At 42.9% G+C, this 18584-nt stretch carries 18 protein-coding genes and 1 pseudogene; 14 read left to right on the top strand and 5 right to left on the bottom strand.

Annotated elements, in window-relative coordinates; all coding sequences use genetic code 11:
- Positions 1–25: 25 nt before the first annotated feature.
- Positions 26–364, bottom strand: a complete 339-nt coding sequence (locus H7844_01525) for a phage holin family protein (GenBank protein ID MEO5355960.1) — start codon at positions 362–364, stop codon at positions 26–28.
- Between the two features lie 179 nt (positions 365–543).
- On the opposite strand from H7844_01525, the gene H7844_01520 reads away from it, so the two are divergent.
- The 3 genes from H7844_01520 to H7844_01510 are packed head-to-tail and all read left to right on the top strand — an operon-like array spanning position 544 to position 3906.
- The gene (locus tag H7844_01520) at positions 544–2811 is read left to right on the top strand and encodes a vitamin B12-dependent ribonucleotide reductase (GenBank protein MEO5355959.1); all 2268 of its coding nucleotides are present in this window, start codon (positions 544–546) and stop codon (positions 2809–2811) included.
- Positions 2741–3412 carry a dephospho-CoA kinase gene (gene coaE, locus H7844_01515; protein ID MEO5355958.1) on the top strand — a complete coding sequence of 224 codons (672 nt, stop codon included), beginning with the start codon at positions 2741–2743 and terminating at the stop codon, positions 3410–3412. Before H7844_01520 ends, coaE begins: the two co-directional genes overlap by 71 nt.
- A 41-nt stretch (positions 3413–3453) precedes the next feature.
- Positions 3454–3906 carry a hemerythrin domain-containing protein gene (locus H7844_01510; GenBank protein ID MEO5355957.1) on the top strand — a complete coding sequence of 151 codons (453 nt, stop codon included), beginning with the start codon at positions 3454–3456 and terminating at the stop codon, positions 3904–3906.
- A gap of 37 nt (positions 3907–3943) precedes the next feature.
- Here H7844_01510 and H7844_01505 read toward each other — a convergent pair whose 3' ends face one another.
- Positions 3944–4693, bottom strand: coding sequence for a hypothetical protein (locus H7844_01505; GenBank protein ID MEO5355956.1), 750 nt, complete (start codon positions 4691–4693; stop codon positions 3944–3946).
- Between the two features lie 151 nt (positions 4694–4844).
- Between H7844_01505 and H7844_01500 the strand changes: the two genes are divergently transcribed.
- From H7844_01500 to H7844_01490, 3 genes are all read left to right on the top strand, one after another.
- A complete protein-coding gene (locus H7844_01500; GenBank protein MEO5355955.1) occupies positions 4845–6242 on the top strand; it encodes a serine/threonine-protein kinase in 1398 nt (465 codons plus the stop codon).
- Positions 6243–6398: 156 nt separating this feature from the next.
- Positions 6399–7763, top strand: a complete 1365-nt coding sequence (locus H7844_01495; protein ID MEO5355954.1) for an FAD-dependent oxidoreductase — start codon at positions 6399–6401, stop codon at positions 7761–7763.
- Entirely contained in the window at positions 7753–8763 is a 1011-nt protein-coding gene (locus H7844_01490; protein ID MEO5355953.1) for an NAD-dependent epimerase, read from the top strand. Before H7844_01495 ends, H7844_01490 begins: the two co-directional genes overlap by 11 nt.
- An 85-nt stretch (positions 8764–8848) precedes the next feature.
- On the opposite strand, the gene selA is transcribed toward H7844_01490, so the two are convergent.
- The 3 genes from selA to purQ are packed head-to-tail and all read right to left on the bottom strand — an operon-like array spanning position 8849 to position 11783.
- Positions 8849–10240: an L-seryl-tRNA(Sec) selenium transferase gene (gene selA / locus H7844_01485; GenBank protein ID MEO5355952.1), complete on the bottom strand. Its 1392-nt coding sequence runs from the start codon at positions 10238–10240 to the stop codon at positions 8849–8851.
- A complete protein-coding gene (locus tag H7844_01480; protein ID MEO5355951.1) occupies positions 10221–11069 on the bottom strand; it encodes a prohibitin family protein in 849 nt (282 codons plus the stop codon). Before H7844_01480 ends, selA begins: the two co-directional genes overlap by 20 nt.
- Before the next feature lie 12 nt (positions 11070–11081).
- Positions 11082–11783, bottom strand: a complete 702-nt coding sequence (gene purQ / locus H7844_01475; protein ID MEO5355950.1) for a phosphoribosylformylglycinamidine synthase subunit PurQ — start codon at positions 11781–11783, stop codon at positions 11082–11084.
- A gap of 406 nt (positions 11784–12189) precedes the next feature.
- Between purQ and H7844_01470 the strand changes: the two genes are divergently transcribed.
- From H7844_01470 to H7844_01435, 8 genes and pseudogenes are all read left to right on the top strand, one after another.
- Entirely contained in the window at positions 12190–14058 is a 1869-nt protein-coding gene (locus H7844_01470; GenBank protein ID MEO5355949.1) for a polysaccharide biosynthesis protein, read from the top strand.
- A 195-nt stretch (positions 14059–14253) separates the two neighbouring features.
- Positions 14254–15573: a geopeptide radical SAM maturase gene (gene gptM / locus H7844_01465; protein ID MEO5355948.1), complete on the top strand. Its 1320-nt coding sequence runs from the start codon at positions 14254–14256 to the stop codon at positions 15571–15573.
- Positions 15570–16130: an MFS transporter gene (locus H7844_01460; GenBank protein ID MEO5355947.1), complete on the top strand. Its 561-nt coding sequence runs from the start codon at positions 15570–15572 to the stop codon at positions 16128–16130. The genes gptM and H7844_01460 overlap by 4 nt, the downstream gene beginning before the upstream one ends.
- Before the next feature lie 99 nt (positions 16131–16229).
- On the top strand, positions 16230–16985 hold the full coding sequence (locus H7844_01455) for a thiamine pyrophosphate-dependent enzyme (protein MEO5355946.1): 756 nt from the start codon (positions 16230–16232) through the stop codon (positions 16983–16985).
- A gap of 1 nt (position 16986) precedes the next feature.
- Positions 16987–17544, top strand: a complete 558-nt coding sequence (locus H7844_01450) for a 2-oxoacid:acceptor oxidoreductase family protein (protein MEO5355945.1) — start codon at positions 16987–16989, stop codon at positions 17542–17544.
- A pseudogene (locus H7844_01445) lies at positions 17516–17971 on the top strand (N-acetyltransferase). Before H7844_01450 ends, H7844_01445 begins: the two are co-directional and overlap by 29 nt.
- Positions 17954–18385: an NUDIX domain-containing protein gene (locus H7844_01440; GenBank protein MEO5355944.1), complete on the top strand. Its 432-nt coding sequence runs from the start codon at positions 17954–17956 to the stop codon at positions 18383–18385. The pseudogene H7844_01445 and the gene H7844_01440 overlap by 18 nt, the downstream one beginning before the upstream one ends.
- Positions 18386–18411: 26 nt before the next feature.
- The gene (locus H7844_01435) at positions 18412–18582 is read left to right on the top strand and encodes a hypothetical protein (protein ID MEO5355943.1); all 171 of its coding nucleotides are present in this window, start codon (positions 18412–18414) and stop codon (positions 18580–18582) included.
- Positions 18583–18584 lie beyond the last annotated feature (2 nt).

The raw sequence follows: 18584 nt of genomic DNA, 5'->3' as shown, positions 1-18584 counted from the left end.
TACTTTGGCCACATCGGCACAATACCTACACAGTAAAAAAATGCCTCAGGATTGAAGTGACTACCGTCAAAACAATACCGTATAGCAAAGCCCAAAAAAAACCGTCTGTTTTAAATCCATCCACCATCTTATCAACTATAATGATAATGAAGGCGTTAATAACCAGCGTGAATAAGCCAAGAGTGAGAATATTAACAGGCAGGGTCAGAATAAGCAGAACCGGTTTCAGGATGAGGTTTAGAACAGCCAACAGAAGTGACACTATCAAAGGGGTTGTAAACCCTCTCATCCTGACCCCCGGTGTTATATAAGCAGAGACCAGTATGGCGGCGGACATTACAAGCCATAAAACTAAAATTTCCATATCTTTACAGACTATAACATAATCTTCGGATTTTTTTACAAAAAAAGGCCTTTACGGATAATTGATACTTTTTGTTTTTTAATACTTGAAATTGTTCAGGAGTTTTGCTTACAATATAAAGCAACACAGCTGATTTTTGTTCAAAACAGGGTGGATTATATACCTGGGGGAGTATAACTTTGGAAACTGCAACAGAAATAAACATAACGCAAAATTCACTTAAAGTACTACAGAGGCGGTACTTAAAAAAGGGGGAAAACGGACAGCCGGTTGAAACCCCACATGATTTATTTACAAGAGTGGCACATGCAATAGCTTCAAACGATTTAAACTACGGCAAGAGTTTTTCCGAGATGGAGCAATTGGAAAAGGATTTTTACGAGATGATGGCAGATATGAGTTTTCTTCCGAACTCTCCGACACTCATGAATGCCGGACGGCGTCTGGGACAGTTGAGTGCATGTTTTGTTATACCCATTGAGGACTCGATGGAGAGTATATTTGAGGCTGTTAAAAACGCAGCCATGATTCATAAATCCGGCGGCGGCACAGGTTTTAGTTTTTCCCGGCTCAGGCCCTCAGGCGATGTTGTAGGCTCAACCAAGGGGGTTTCATCAGGGCCGATTTCCTTTATGACCGTCTTCGATACGGCTACAGAGGCAGTCAAACAGGGCGGCACCCGGCGTGGTGCAAATATGGCCATTTTAAGAGTAGATCACCCGGATATAACAGACTTTATAACATGTAAAGAAAACAGCCGCAGGCTTAATAATTTTAACATATCGGTGGGCCTTACAGATAAATTTATGGATTCCGTCTTAGAGGACGGTGATTACGAGCTTATAAACCCGCGAAACGGCAAGGCCGTAAAGAAAATAAGCGCAGGATATGTTTTTGACCTCATCGTAAAGCACGCATGGCAAAACGGCGAGCCCGGCATTGTATTCCTTGACAGGTTAAATGAATCTAATCCGACCCCGCATATTGGAAACATTGAATCCACAAATCCTTGTGGTGAACAACCGCTGCTTCCATTTGAATCCTGCAACCTGGGTTCTGTAAACCTCTCAAAAATGCTCAGGAAATCCTCAACCGGCGCAATGGAAATTGACTATGCCCGTATCAGGGCAATCACCCATAAGGCCGTTCATTTTCTTGATAACGTTATAGATTTAAATAAGTATCCTCTTAAAAAAATTGAGGAAATGACAAAAGCAAACAGAAAAATAGGGTTAGGTGTAATGGGCTGGGCTGATATGCTTTTGCAATTAGGTATTCCCTATAACTCGGAAGAGGCGCTGTCAACCGCTGAAACTGTTATGAAATTTATACGGGATGAGGGAAGAAATGCCTCAGAGGCCCTTGCCGGAGAAAGAGGGGTTTTCCCAAATTTTAAAGACAGCATACATGACGGGAAAAGAAAACAAAGAAACGCAACAATAACAACAATAGCGCCAACCGGAACTCTTTCAATAATAGCCGGCTGCTCCTCAGGCATAGAGCCCATATTTGCCGTCTCATATGTTAAAACCGTGATGGACGGTACAAAGCTCTACGAGGTTAACCCATGGTTTGAGAAAATATCAAATGAGCGCGGGTTTTACTCTCTTGACCTTATGGAGGATATATCAACAAAGCCCTCGATTTCAGAGGTTTTTGACATACCGGATGACCTCAGAAGGGTCTTTGTGACGGCACATGACATCTCCCCTGAATATCACATAAGAATGCAGGGGGCCTTTCAGAAATATGTGGATAATGCTGTATCAAAAACCGTCAACTTCCCTGACTCGGCAACCGCAGGGGATGTTAAAAAAGTTTATATGTCAGCGTATAAATTGGGCTGCAAGGGTGTTACCGTCTATAGGGACGGCTCACGTGAGGGGCAGGTGATTTCAACCGCCTCAAAAGAAACCATGCCGGAGCCCACTGACGGAAAACACCTGAATCTGGACACAACTTTTAACACAGTGGCAAAGCTGACACCCAGAAAACGCCCAAAACTAATTAAGGGCACTACTGAGTCAACATTAACGGGCTGCGGAAACCTCTATGTCACAATTAATGAGGACGAAAACGGATTACCTTTTGAAGTGTTTAACCATATAGGTAAGGCAGGGGGGTGTGCCTCAAGCCAGTCGGAAGCCATAGGGCGGCTTGTCTCACTGGCGCTGCGGTGCAATATATCACCGGATGAGGTAATCTCCCAGCTTAAAGGGATTTCGTGCCATCAGCCGATATGGGCAAATGGCGGTAAAATATCCTCCTGTGCAGACGCAATAGCTAAGGCGATAGAGACTTACTGCAGCCACAGTGCGCATTTTAGTGAAAAGCCTAAGTCTATGGTAAACATGTCCATGGGGGCGTGCCCTGAGTGTGGCGGCGTGGTCGAGCACGAAAGCGGCTGTGCAGTTTGCCACGATTGCGGCTACACTAAGTGTATGTAACACTTCTGCCGGAGCGGAGACTGTGCTGGCCGGTCTGACTGGAAACCTGGGTTGTGGAAAAACCACAGCCCTTAATGTGTTTAAAGCACTTGGGGCGGTAACTGTCAGTGCCGATGAAATAGTTCACAGGCTTTTAGCTGAGCCTGCCGTTAAGCTCAGAGCCGGTGAGCTTCTTGGTGATATTTTTGATGCTGACGGCAAAATAAATAAACCAATGGTGGCAGCACTGGTTTTTAATAATCCTGCTTTACGCCGGGCCCTTGAGGGCGTTATTCTTCCTTTAGTAAAAGAGGAAATAATACATATCGGTTCTGCAAATAAAGAACGACTGGTTATTGCGGAAATTCCACTTCTTTTTGAGGATAGCTATACCGGTGTTGTTGATAAAATAATAACGATAATAAGTGACAGGGTGCTTCTTCCTGAGCGGTTAAAAAAGAGAGGATTTAGTGAAGAGGACATAGAGAGCAGACTGTCGGCTCAGATACCGGATGAGAAAAAGCTGCCCCTGTCGGATTTTGTTATAAATAACTCCGGCAGCCTTGAAGCGCTCGGCACACAGACAGCAGCCATATACACAAAACTCACAGCGCTTATTTAATACCAAGTTGCATTCAATCGTATAAAGGAGTACTAAGGAAAATGGAAATAGAGTGGACAGATGATTTAATAATTGGTGTTGATGTTATTGACACTCAACATAAAGAACTCTTCAGACGTATAAATGTATTATTTAAGTCTATAGAAACTAACGATTTAAGAGAGATAGCCAGGACATTTATATTTGTGAGGCAGTATGTCGATACTCACTTTGAAACCGAGGATGATTTTATTAAGAGTAATATTAACTATGAATACGGGATTATAAATTATGTGGAGCATAAGAGTGAACATGATGCGTTTATCAGAGATTTTACAGAGTTTGAGAAAATAAAAATAGGTACTAAAGGTGAAATATTCAAAATAGCAAAAGAATTTCAGCCGTGGATGCGGAACTGGTGGTATCAGCACATTAATGGTATAGATAAAAAAATGGGTAATATCTATAAGAAATCTCCTCCGTGTAACTCTAAAAAAAATGCCGGTTGGCTATAAAACCAACCGGCAAGGCAAAAGCATTTCTAATGAAATATTAATAAGTCAGGTCGGTAGCGTTATCTGCTCCTGAATCTACATTTCCATTGTTAGGCATAAAAAACGTACTTTGTAGCACATAAGAAGGTTGTTGCCCATTCTGGGTCAATTTCGTCCACTCAAAGTGAACGGAATTATAGCTCCTATTCCTATAAACCCTGTAAGTTGTGCCGTCATAAGTGCCGGCTTCACAAGTATAACCTACAACGTTACGCTTTGGGCTTGTTGTGCCCTGAAAACAAGTTAATCCGAACTTCTTGCAATCCAGGTTTGACGCTATTTTGTCACCTGTTGATTCACCGGTTGAGCCGGCAAGAGTAGAGACAAAAGTCAGTGCGGTGGCATACTGTCCCAAAGTTGTATCGGTAACGCCGGAGATGTCCCATAATGCATCAGTACTGGTACCAACATATACTCCCTGACCACTAAATGTTACCAGAGTGCTTCTTTTTGAAGTAAAATTAGTAATGTTGGTTCTCAAATTGTTGGCTGTCGTGTAAAGAGGGCTGCCTAAAGACGTTGATGAACCGGAGCCACTGGCTGTCACCTTAAATTCAAGAGCTGTAATGTTGTCAAAGGCGCTCCCTGAGTTAGCAGCAATACAATAAGTAATATTGTTTGAGTTAGTGTGTAAGTATGGAAGGTAGAATCTTACATAACTACCTGCATACAGTTCACTGCTACTATAGACTGAGATTGCTGCCAACAGACAAAAACAAATAAAAACTGAAAGAAAGATTTTTTTCATTTCTAACCCCCTGAATTTTAAATTTCCGAGACTATAGCATTATTATAATTTATTTGTAAAGATATATTCACTTTATTTGCAAAGATATGTTCGCTGCCGCAGGTTACTAACACCACATTTCAATAACTATGTTATAATAAAGCCCGTTTATATGAGATATTTTAATTTACTATATGACTCCACAGTAGGCCTGACTAAAATAGGCAGATATAGGATATTGCATGAGCTTGGGCAGGGGGCCATGGGGCTTGTCTATAAGGGTGTGGATACTATTATTGACAGAGTGGTTGCAATCAAGACAATCAAAATCGGCAAAGCCATAACTAATATCAATTTAAGGGATATGCTCAATCTATTTTATCAGGAGGTGAGAATAGCCGGAAAGCTATCTCATCCCAACATAGCAACCATCTTTGACGTTGGTGAATATAACGACATTCATTATTTCGTAATGGAGTATGTTGACGGCATTAATCTAAAAAGCATAATTTTGGAAAAGGCCTCTTTTAAACTCATTGAAAAGGTGGGATTACTTATCCAGATAGCCAATGCGCTCCACTATGCACACCAAAGAGGAGTAATTCACAGAGACATTAAGCCTGCCAATATTATGATTGTCTCAGACGATAAGAAAGTAACAAAGGATTATCAGGTGAAGATTATGGACTTTGGTATTGCCATGCTCTCCTCCTCAAGCTCCCCTATCGGTAAACCTTCTTCAGAGAGAATCCTGGGAACACCCTCCTACATGTCCCCTGAGCAGATATCCGGTCTGGAACTGGACAGACAAACGGATGTTTTCTCCCTGGCCTGCCTTACGTATGAGTTTCTTACGGGAAAGAAGCCTTTTGTGGCACCTGCGCTTCCTGAACTTTTTCATAAAATTAAAACCTTTAACCCTACGCCTCCACATGCTATTGACCGTAATATTCCTGAAAATCTCAGCAAGTGTATATTAAAGGGGCTTGAAAAAAACAAAGACAACAGATATCAGTCCGCAGGTGAATTTGCCGATGACCTTGAAATTTTTCATAATCAGGAAGAGTTACACGAAACTCAGAGACTTGATCTCTCTAAAGAGTATGCAGATAAGGACTTCCTGCAAAGCCTCAAGAGAAATTATGCTTTTTTTTCTGATTTCTCTATTGATGAACTTAACAAGATTTACAACATCAGCCTCAAGTTGACATATAAAAAGGGAGAGGTTATTTTTAAGGAAAACACCGTAGGCAGTAAGATGTATATAATAATCTCCGGCCAGGTGAAAATCACTAAAAAGTTTGACGACTCCAGCCCTGAGACTGTACTAAATGTACTGAAATTAGGCGAGTGTTTTGGGGAGATGTCTCTTATATCGGCAGCTCCCAGGTTTGCCGCAGCCATAGCGGAAACCGATTGTAACCTCATTGCCATAAACGAGGTTATCCTCAGAACCTCCGAGCCTAAGCTATGTTTAAAACTCTATAAAAACCTGGCCATCATCCTCACAGAAAAACTCAAAAAAAGCGATGCCAAGGTAAACGCCCTGCTGGCAAGGATGAAAAACTAACACAGTTACTCGAGGAGGCTATGCGTATTAGTTCGGAACATATACAACGCTACTTCGATGGCCGTGCAATTTACGCTTTCTTGTGTTTTGATCATCGCAACACAAACTACGAGTGTTTGACACTGCTGTGGCCACTGTGGTAACCTCTAACGTCTTATGAACACCACCAAAGAAAATAAAAGCAATTTAACTCTGATAGTGGGAGCCGGAGTGACAGGTCTTACAGCAGGGTACTTATTGTCTAAAGCCGGGAAGAGGTGTTTAATTGTTGAGAAGGAATCTTCGGCGGGCGGGCAGTGCCGCTCATTTACTCTTGACGGCATAGTGTTTGACCTGGGCCCTCACGTGCTGTTTCCCAATCCGGGAGCCGAGGCCGAGGAATTAATATTCGAGCTCTTAAAGGAAGAGCCTCTGATTACCAGAAGATGGAAATTCGGCATAGTCAACGGCAATAAATCATGGACTATGCCCGCAGGTATTATGGATTTGTTGTTTTACCCATGGATTATAAAGAAGCAGATATTGCAATCGTATCTTAAGAAAGGGCAGATAAATCCAAAAGAGCTTATATCGGCGGAGGCGGACATTACAGCAAAATTCGGTCATGTTTATTATAACCAAGTGCTGGGCCCTATGATCCATAAAAAAGCACTTATGCCTGCCGGCTCAGTACATGCCGACTGGATTGCACGTGTGGACAGGGATATCCGTCACCACAAGGAACCATTCAGAGACCCTCACGCCGGTGGTATCCTGCATAAAGTTAAATACATCATTAATGCCATTTATAAGAAGTACGTATATCCGGCAAACGGATTTCAGTCTATCCCAAATCAGTTGCTTCAAAGATATAAAGAGGCCGGAGGCGATATAATATTAAATTGTAAAAAGATAGGGCTTGAAAAAAATGAAGACCGTATTACAGCGGTAATCGTTGACGGCAACAAGTACCATGTTGAAAATGTTCTCTGGAGCGCCTCTGCAAATCAATTAAACACGCTATTAGGTGTCCCATCTCTGAATTTCCACTATGCCAATATAACAAACGTATTTCTTACCTACGAACAAAGACGCCTAAAGAAAAGACCGCTTCTCTATGTTTACTACACAGACCCCTCTTATATATTTAAGAGGCTATACTACCCGTCAAACATTTTTGGCGACAATACAGCCGCGGCGAAAGAAGGCATTTGCCTTACAATTCATGAAACACCGGAAGTCTCCGCTATGACGGATACCGGACTTGTTAAAAGGTGCACGGCTGATTTAGAAAGGGCGGGAATATTTAAAGCTGAGAACCTGCGCAACTCTCTGGTTGTCCGGCTGGGTAACTCTATGCCGCTTTACGGCCTCGATTACGAGGTGCAGCTTGAAAGAAATTTTGCAGAAATCAAAAAATATAAAAATCTGTACTCTATTGGCAGATTAGGCGGTTTCTTCTTCTGTATGACCCCTCCCGCCGTATCTCAGGGTATTAAATTTGCTAATCATATACTAAAGGAGCCTGAAAATGAAGGATAATGTGCTTGTAACCGGTGCCGCTGGATTCATTGGCTTTCATCTGTGTAAAAGACTCCTTGATGAGGGAAAACCTGTATCAGGCATAGATAATATGAATAATTATTACGATGTTAAAATAAAAGAAGACCGGCTTAGCCAATTAACAAAACACAGCAGCTTTAAGTTTTATAAGTGTGAGCTTTCCGACAGGGAAACCACTTCTAAAATCTTTGAAGAGGGATTTGACGTGGTTGTAAATCTTGCTGCTCAGGCCGGTGTAAGGTATTCTTTGATAAATCCATACTCTTACATTGACTCCAATGTAATGGGTTTTTTAAATATCCTCGAGGGTTGCAAAAACACGGGGGTAAAGCACTTGGTCTTTGCCTCATCAAGTTCCGTCTATGGAGCAAACACGCAGATGCCCTTTGCAGTCACCCAAAATGTTGATCACCCGGTTTCTTTATATGCTGCAACAAAGAAGTCTAATGAGCTCATGGCTCATGTCTATAGTAGCCTGTACAGGCTGCCGGCAACCGGACTTCGTTTCTTTACGGTTTACGGTCCATGGGGGCGCCCTGATATGGCCCTTTTTCTTTTCACAAAAGCTGTCATTGAGGGAAATCCCATTAAGGTCTTTAACTTTGGAAATATGAACCGTGATTTTACCTACATTGATGATATAGTTGAGGGGCTGGTGAGGGTAATAAAGAAAATCCCTGAACCATCAGCATACTGGAACAGTGAAACCCCTGACCCTTCTATTAGCTTTGCTCCATACAAACTCTATAATATCGGCAACAATCAACCTGTGAAACTACTTGATTTTATTGAAATAATTGAGGAGCTGTTAAACAAAAAGGCTGTTAAGGAGTTTTTACCGATTCAGCCCGGCGATGTGCCCTCCACATATGCAGATATTGACGCTCTGACACAGGATTTTGATTTCACACCAAAAACTCCACTACGTGAGGGAATTAAAAATTTCATAGATTGGTACTCCGGCTATTACACTGTATAGTGCCCTGTTTTTTGACTTCTATATCAACATGCTATTGCAAGTTGCAGCCGGAAGTAATACCCAGTTGGTATGAGGGGGCTGTCCTTTATATTTCTATCATAGTATCTATAATCCGGTGCACTTGGTTGTCGAAGATAGTGCGGGCATCGAGAATCAGAGTATCGTCCTTAATTCGTCCAATAATCGGCGTCTTTTTGGTATTTCTTATAAGACGCTGCAGTTGTTGCGCAGACAGAGTTGAATGCTTAATTAGCAGGGTAAATGTTTTAAATTTAACACCGGGCAGAGAGCCCCCTCCAGCCTCGGATTCATCTTCCTTAACTGTTACGGTTAGTGAGGTGAGGGCATTTAAACCCTCTTGTATTTTAAGTGCCCGCTCCTTTATTTTTTCAACATCTCCCAGAAGCATTCCAAGAATCGGGATATTTTCAGTTACCCCCTCTGCGGCGGCATAATCCATAAGCACAGACTCCATGGCTGATATGGTAAATTTATCCACTCTAAGGGCTCTTGCAAGCGGGTGCTTTCTTAATAGCTCTATATACTTTTGCCTGCCTGTAATAACACCGCACTGGGGGCCGCCAAGGAGTTTGTCTCCACTAAAAGTTACAATGTCAACACCGGCTTTTACCACCTCACTCACTACAGGCTCGGTGTGAATACCCCAGGGACGCAGATCAACAAGGCAGCCGCTGCCTAAATCATACATCACAGGTGTTGACGTCTTTTGCGCTAGTTTTACCAGGCCGGCAATTTCAACCTCGCCGGTAAAACCGGTCACTGTAAAGTTTGAGCGATGAACCTTTAAAATCACTCCGGTGTTTGCGCAGACAGCACTTTCATAGTCATAGAGATGTGTTTTGTTGGCAGTGCCGACCTCTTTAAGGATAGCCCCGCCTGCCGCCATTATGTCAGGAATGCGAAAGGAGCCGCCGATTTCTATCAGCTCCCCCCGACTGACTATCACCTCTTTCTTAATGGAAGTAAGTGCAGTTAAGGCAAGAAACACGGCGGCGGCATTGTTATTTACCACCATGGCATCCTCGGCCCCCGTCAGTTCCTTTAGTATTGTATTTAAATGGACATGACGCTTGCCGCGCCCGCCTGCTTTCAAATCGTACTCAAGATTGGAGTACCCGGAGGCTATGTCGTTGAGGTGTTTAAGCGTGGTGCCGCTAAGCGGCGCTCTGCCAAGGTTTGTATGAATCACTATGCCGGTTGCATTTATTACCGCTCTGAGGCTGTATAAGCCTATATCGGAAAGCTTTTTCTGTATATCATCGAACAAATTGCCGGAGTCATGGCTATCAGGAGTATCTTTAAGCAGCATTGAACGTCTTTCCCCGATTGCTTCTCTGATTGCCTTTAGGAGAAATTTGCGGGGATAAGCGTTCAGCCAGCGCTGGCCTTCCTCCGATTGAAGTACTGCATCAACCGAGGGAAGTCCCCTTAATGTTTTATTCCAGATTTGTTGCATCAATAAACGGCATAGTTTGAGTGGTAACCTTCGGCATTATGCCGTTCCACTTTTCTATGGCCTTCATGTTGGCCTCAATTCTTCTTAGTTTGATAAGATCCGGGGAGATGTTTTCTTTCTGAAGCCTTAACGCCTCAGCCTCAGCCTTTGCCTGTGCAATCTTCTGGTCAGCTTCAATCTTTATCCTGTCAAGGTCACGCGAGGCCTTTAGTGCCAACTGCTCAGCCGTCTGCTTAGACTCGATGGCTTCCATAAAGAGCTTTGAAAATGCAAAGTTGACTATTGAAAATTCATCTACTATAATATTATGTTTATGCAGTCTTTCCATAAGGCCGTCTTTCATCTCAGTGCTCACAACCGGTCTTTTGGCTATTAACTCCTCAGCAGTGTATCGTGCCGCTACCGCCTTTACTACTTCCTGAAGGGCAGGGTCTATGATTCTTTCCTTGTAGCTGAGACCGATATTTTGATAAATAATGTTTGCCTTATCCGGCAGGATGTGGTAGTTAATAGCGATTACTGTAGTAACCTCCTGTAAATCACGCGATGAGGCGTCTGCATTAGTCTGCGCTTTGTGCACCTTTACATCCACCTTCACCACTTTTTGCACTACTGGAATTACCACATGGAGTCCCTCGGAAAGAACAATAGGCTGCACTGCTCCAAAATTAAGCACAACGCCCCTCTCGCCTGCTCCTATTGTTACAAATGGATTTATTGCAAGAAGTACAAAAAATCCCACTATCAGTAAGGCAATAACAAGATAACTCTTCTTAAAAACCGGTTTGGGAATTCTGGGTTCATACCCGTCAAAAATACCTCCTGGCATATAACCTCCTCTTTAGAGCCTTTTTTTTATATATTGCAAAGCTGATTCAAAAATCGCCCTGCCATCGGTATTGCTAAGTATCTCCTCTGAGCATCTCTCAGGGTGGGGCATCATACCAACCACGTTACCTGCTGAATTTGTAATCCCTGCAATATTTAGTATTGAGCCATTAGGGTTACCGTCGCCGTTTTCCTCTCCGTCACTTTTGCAGTAGGTAAAGGCGATGCTATTGTGCTGTTTTAGCTTGTCTATGGTCTGCACATCAGCATAGTAATTACCCTGTGCGTGGGCTATGGGGATTTTCAAAATTTGCCCCTCTCTAAGGGTGGAGGTAAACGGAGTGTTTGTATTTTTAACTTTGATATAAACATCTTTACAGATAAATTTCAAGTTCTTGTTACTTAACATGGCCCCCGGCAGCAGGCCTGCCTCAAGGAGTATTTGAAAGCCGTTGCAGATACCGATAACGGGGCCGCCTGCGGCTGCAAAGTCAGACACCGCCTGCATTATGGGAGAAAATCTTGCTATTGCCCCGGCTCTCAGATAGTCTCCGTGTGAAAAACCACCGGGAAGCACTATAACGTTAACATCCTTTCCCAGTGAGGTCTCCTTATGCCATACAAACCCGGCATCGGCTCCGCAGACGTGCTTTATCACGTGATAGCAGTCATGGTCACAGTTGCTGCCGGGAAATACCACTATTGCAAACATCAGCTGCCCACACATCCTTTGCTTATGTTATTTTACTATAATCAGCATCGTTGCCGCATACTAAAACGTACTGTGTATTATGCTATATTATTGCAGCTCTTTTGTCAAGAAGACGAGATTTGTAGTTATACCAAGTTGCAGTCAATCGTCTAACTTCGTTGGCTTGAATCACAAGCTCAGGGGCGTACTCTCCGAGCGTCGCCAGCTCCCAGCCGCCTATTTGCATAGTTTTTTGATGAGGCAATTGTCACTCTTGACATAAGCCCGTAGAAAACGTAAAATTGTCAGATAAGTAGAATTACAAAAATGCCGCAATTACAAAATCATATAGTCTGTTTTTGGGTTTATTACCCTGTGGAGCTCTCTGAATGCCTGGGACAGGGCGTGGTTTACAGGACAGGGTAGTGGCATGAAGCGCAAATTTTATTTCATCTTATCCGATATGCTAATCATAGCAGCGTCTTTTTATTTGTCTTTTTATATCCGGTTTGATTTCTCAATTGATACTGTGGATAAGTACCTTCAACTCATATTGTTTTTCCTGCCGATTTTCATGATTGTAAAAATATCCACATTTTATGTATTCAGAATCTACAGTATCACATGGCGATATGTCGGACTAAACGATTTGTGTAAGATAGTCAACGCCTTAATAACCGCTGAGATGGTCCTCATAGGGGTCATATATTACATGTTTTTGACGGAAACGCAGCGATTATCGGGGAGCGGCACGATGTTTCCCCGCAGTATAATAGTCATAGACTGGATTTTGTCATTATTCTTTATGTCTGCCATAAGGATATCCAAGCGCCTCTACCATGAGATACTAAGCCGGAAACGGAGTAAAGAGGGCAAGAACACGATAATAATCGGAGCCGGCAACTCCGCCGAAATGCTTGTAAGAGAGATATCAAGGCAACTGGTGCCGGAATTTAATGTAATAGGTTTTCTTGATGATGATCCCAATAAAATCGGCGCTTATGTTCACAGCATTAAGGTACTTGGAAAAATCGAAAAACTCCGCGATTTTATATATAAACACAACATTGCGGTGGTTATTATTGCAATAACCAATCTTGATTACGGGGCACTTAAGAAAATATATGAGATGTCGAGGGGCTCAGGCATAAAAAACATAAAAATCACACCTATGATGCACGGTGACAACAACGTAAACATAGCTATCAATTCACTGGAGGATTTGAAAATCGAGGACCTTATCGGAAGACAGGTGATAAAGCTTGATTACGGCAAAATAAAGGATTTTCTGTCGGATAACCGCATAGTGGTGTTTGGAGCAGGGGGATCAATCGGCTCTGAGGTGGCAAGCCAGCTCTGTGCGCTTAAGCCCTCACACCTTGTACTGTTTGACATGGATGAAACGGCCATGTTTAATATTGAACACAAGTTAAGTAAACACTATCCGGCACTGAAACAAAACATAAGTTATGTGATAGGTAACATAACGGATATCCGGCGCGTGGAGGAGGTTTTTACACAGTACAGGCCGGATAAGGTGTTTCATGCGGCGGCGTATAAGCATGTCCCCATGATGGAACATAATCCTACGGAGGCTATCAAGGTCAATGTTTTAGGCACTCACAATATAGCAACATGTTCGGAACGTTACGGGGTGAAAAAATTTATTATGCTTTCAACCGATAAGGCGGTAAACCCCAGCGGGATAATGGGGGCAACCAAGAGGGCTGCAGAGGAGATTTGCAGAGTGTTGGCGGGGGCTACGTCTTTTATATCCGTGAGGTTTGGAAATGTGCTCGGAAGCAGGGGAAGCGTACTGCCCCTTATGCTTGAGCAATTACGCAAGGGCGGGCCGCTTACCGTAACACACAGGGATATGGAGCGGTACTTTATGACTATACCGGAGGCTGTATCGCTTGTTTTACAAGCCAGTGTTATAGGGCAGAGCGGGGACATCATGATCCTTGATATGGGAAAACCGGTAAAGATTCTTGAGCTGGCCGAGGAGTTAATCAGGCTTCACGGCATGACGCCATATAAAGATATTGATATTGAGTTTATTGGCCTGCGCCCTGCCGAAAAACTAAGGGAAGAGCTATATACCTCTGTTGAGAAGATAACTAGGACATCTCATGAAAAAATACTGACAATAATGAATGCCGGAGTCAGTACAAAACCGGAAATTCAGGACATGTTAGGGCAACTAAGGGAGACACTAGAGAGCTCCGGCACTCACAAGGATATGGAAATAAGAAATATTCTCAGAAAATACCATATGTTGGGAGACAGCCCTCAGTAGCTTAGAGACGGAAATATGAAAAAAATTTTCAAAATTGCGCTGTTTTCTATCTATATATGAAAGAAAATGTTTTCTTGACAAAATATATACACGACTTATACCATCCTCTGAAAGTGAACTCAGGCAATACATATATTCTTTAATTACAGCCGGAGCTGTGTTTTCAGGCTGCTATAATCAAATGGAAGGAAAGGCATGGATAAATCAATTTATATTAAAACTTTCGAATTAGAAGATAAACCTGATTCCTATCTGTTGTATTCAACTAAAAGGGCTCTGAAAATGGTTATAAATAAAAAATTCTGGGATGCGTTTAATCCACAGAAGTTAACAAACCAAAAGGAGCTGGAGTTTTTTACTTTCTGTAAGAAAAATGGATTAGTTGTAGAAAGCAAGGCAAAAGAAAAAAAAGAGATGCTGGAAAGCATTGACAAGGCAAACAATGAAGGGAAATTTTTTAACGCCACAGTAGTTCTTAATCTCCAGTGTAACCTGGCGTGTAGGTATTGCTTTGAGGGGACACAAAAGGGTGAGTTTTATATGCAGATGAGTACCTCAGAGAGCCTTATTGAAATGGTTCACAATAAGCTCAAAGCAGGCAAGGATAATATAACGTTGGTTTTTTACGGCGGCGAGCCTTTTATAACCTACAGCTTGATGAAACACATCGCAACCAGGGTAAGGTCCTTAGCTGATAGTTTCAAAGCTGAGTTTGCTTTTAAGATAGTGACAAACGGTACGCTTTTTACAGGCAAACAGGCTGCGGAATTAGTGCCTTTAGGGCTTGTTGGTGCAAGAATTACACTTGACGGAATAAGCGATAACCACGATGTGTTTCGGCCCTTTAAAAACGGGGATCCCTCTTTCGATGTTATAATTAAAAACATAAAAGAAGTTATAAAACATGTGAAACTGGAGATAGGCGGCAATTACACTAAGGACAACTATTCAGAGTTTCCTAAGCTGATTGATTATCTTTATAAGCAGGGAATTACCCCTGATAAGCTCTATATGCTTAAATTTGATCCCGTCATGCAGCTTAAAAGCAAATTTGCGCTAAGCGACTTCACAGACGGATGTGTGTCATCGGATGAGCCGTGGGCGCATATGGCACATTCATACCTGAGGGAGGAGATAATGAAAAGGGGATACACAACCGGGAAGCTGGTTCCCAGTGCCTGTGTGGTGGAGTTTAAGGATAATCTGATAATTAACTATGACGGCCTGATGTACAAATGTCCTCCGATGCTGGGACACAAGGAATATGCAGTGGGCAGCCTTGACCGTGGAATTGAGAATTACACGGAGAAGTTAAATTTAAACTCATGGTGGCAAAACAAAAAATGTTTGTCATGCGAGTACCTGCCGATATGTTTTGGAGGGTGCAGATACATAAAAAACGCTAAAGATGGGAATATGAAAGGGATGGATTGTAAGAAAAAAACTTTAGATTCAACATTAGAGGTGCTTATTAAGCAGGAAGTCAAATATAATCAGCTTATAAGCAAAGCTTGACCACTTCATCGGCCAAAAAGACATTTTATATATTTTCCACAGTCAGCTCGATATGGGCGGTTGTTTATGGTTTTATAGGTCCGTACTTTGTAATAAAGGTAAAGGAGCTCAGTGACGGGGTTGAGAAACTGGGTATAGCATTTGGCATTATGATTTTCCTTCAAGCCGTGTCGTCGTATTTCTCAGGGCACTATGCGGATAAAGTCGGCAGAAAGCCCATACTTATCGCAACAGCCGTAGTTGAGGCCGTAACCATGTTTTTATACACCATTGTCACTCAAACTTACCAGTTGTATATACTGCAAGCTATTCTTGGTATTACAAACGGGGTGATGGGAACAATAAAAACCGTGATACTAGGCGACATAACCATAAGAGAGTTCAGGGGCCAAACCGTAGGGAAATTTCAGGCGGCAGTGAGCTTCGCCTCAGCCGCAGGGGTTGCCCTAAGCGGATACATGGTCAAGTACCTCGGTATAAATTACCTGTTCTACCTGGCATCTGCAGTGGTTATTTTAAGCTCGTTGTTATTGTTTTTTATGAAAGACGAGGGTTGATTTAAAAAATCGGCTTTTCCGGCAGTCCGGGGCAATTTGATTAAACATGATATTAAATATGTTATAATTGACAATCTTAAGCGATATGGATATCAACTTATGAAGCAGGTCTTTAAAAGACCGGAGAGTCTGAAAGAGGCGGCGTTCCGTTTTTGCCCCGGCTGCGGCCACTCCCTGGTGCACAGGATGATAGCCGAGGCGGTAGATGAGCTGCAAATCAGGGAACGAGTAATCGGAATAGCCCCGGTGGGGTGCGCTGTGTTTGCTTACGATTACTTTAACTTTGATGTAATAGAGTGCGCTCATGGCAGGCCCCCTGCGGTAGCAACAGCACTAAAGCGCGTTAACCCAGACTCTATAGTTTTTTCATACCAGGGAGACGGCGACCTGGCCGCTATCGGCACAGGAGAAATTATACATGCCGCAAACAGAGGTGAAAATCTGTCGTTTTTCTTTATAAATAACGCCACTTATGGAATGACAGGCGGGCAGGCGGCCCCGACAACCTTACTAAATCAAAAAACCACGACAAGCCCTAAGGGAAAAACCATAGCCGCAGAGGGCTATCCTCTTAAGGTTAGTGAGCTGATAGCAACCGTTGACGGCGCCGCTTTTGTAGCCAGAGCAGCTCTTGACGGCATTAAGGGTGTAGCAGCAACAAAGTCACTTATCCTGAGAGTGTTTGAGAATCAATTAAGAGGTGTAGGGTTTAGTTTTCTTGAAATCCTCTCTTCCTGCCCCACCGACTGGCACCTCAGCTCTGTTGACTCATTTAGATGGATACACACGGATATGTCTGCGGTGTTTAAACCCGGGATACTTAAAGATGTTGACCCCGGCAGGGGAAAACTCTGAAATGGAGAAACGGTTTCTTATCGGAGGTTCCGGCGGACAGGGTATCCTTTTTATGGGTAACCTTATAGCCTCTGCCGCAATGGTCAGCGGCATGGAGGTGACGTGGTTTCCCTCATACGGCGCTGAAATCAGGTGCGGCACGGCAAACTGTACCGTCATTGTGTCGGATGAAGCAATAGGCTCACCGGTTATAAAGTTCATTGACGTGCTGGTTGTTTTTAACGACATGTCTTTAAAAAAATTCATTTGCAGATTAAAAAAAGACGGTTTGTTGTTTTATGATTCATCACTGCTTTCATATGACAATGTAGCCGCTGAAATAAATGCCGTGGGGATTCCCGCCACAACTATTGCCTCAGAGCTTGGCAGTAAGAAGTCTGCAAATATGCTCATGCTGGGGGCTGTCGCTTCAATGTCAGGTATTTTAAAGAAAGATGATCTTCTGTCGGTTATGGAAAAGGACTCAGCAAGATTACCCGCTGAGACTCTTGCGCTTAACAAGCGTGCAATAGAGAAAGGTTTTGAGATAATTGAAAATCAGAAACGCACTGGTCTCTGATATAAAATCAGCCCATAAGCTGGTAAATGAGTTTGCCTTGCAGGGGGTAATGCTGCCGCGGTCGTTAAATGAATTCTATGAACACATCCGGGATTATTTTATTTGCGAGGATGAGGCGGGAGAGCTGACAGGAATATGTGCTTTACACGTTTTGTGGGAGGACCTGGCTGAAATAAAATCTCTTGCAGTAAGGGAAAGCGCCCAGAAAACCTCTATTGGAAGGGAGCTGCTGAAACGCTGCTTAAAAGATGCCTCAAAACTTGGTATCAGCAGGGTCTTTGCTCTAACCTATGTGCCCGGGTTTTTCATAAAACACGGTTTTACTGAGACAGATAAGTCACAATTGCCGCAAAAAATATGGGGAGAGTGTCTGAAGTGCCCGAAATTCCCTGAGTGTGACGAACAGGCCGTGATTTTAAACATTAAACAGGAGCGCTCATACGGAATAGTGCCGGTGTATGAGCAGGACGGAAAAAGGCTTTTTCTTTTAATACAACATAATGCAGGGCATTGGGCATTTCCAAAGGGGCACGCTAATGAGGGAGAGACCCCGGCGGAGGCGGCTAAAAGGGAATTCGAAGAGGAAACCGCCGTCACTGATTATGAACTCTCAGACCTCGCTCCCTTTGTCGAAAACTATATAGTGATGAGGCAGGGCGGAGCTGTTAATAAAACCGTTACGTTTTTTTTAGCCTTTGTGAAAAACCCTGCCGTTACGATTCAGGAATCCGAAATCATGCACTACAAATGGGCCGGCTATGCTGAGGCACTCTCAACAATTACTTTCAGGGAAGGGAAAGAATTATTATTTGAAGTCAATGAATATTTTAACAGATTCTGATACCGTCTTTGATTTAAATTATTGATATGGGAATTTTTAAGAGAGCAAAATGCCCTCAATGCAGGGGGATAAGCGGTATAAACTTACCGGATGTTGATGCTCCTGATAATTCCGGTAAAATTTCGATAACCTGCCTCTACTGCGGCAAGACTTTTGAGTTTGAGCTTGTAACAAAGCCAACAAAGTTAGACGATTGAAG

The sequence above is a fragment of the Nitrospirae bacterium YQR-1 genome (genome assembly GCA_039908095.1).
Taxonomy (GTDB): domain Bacteria; phylum Nitrospirota; class Thermodesulfovibrionia; order Thermodesulfovibrionales; family Magnetobacteriaceae; genus Magnetomonas.
Note: the sequence above shows the minus strand (reverse complement) of the source record. Positions and strands in the feature narration are given on the sequence as shown.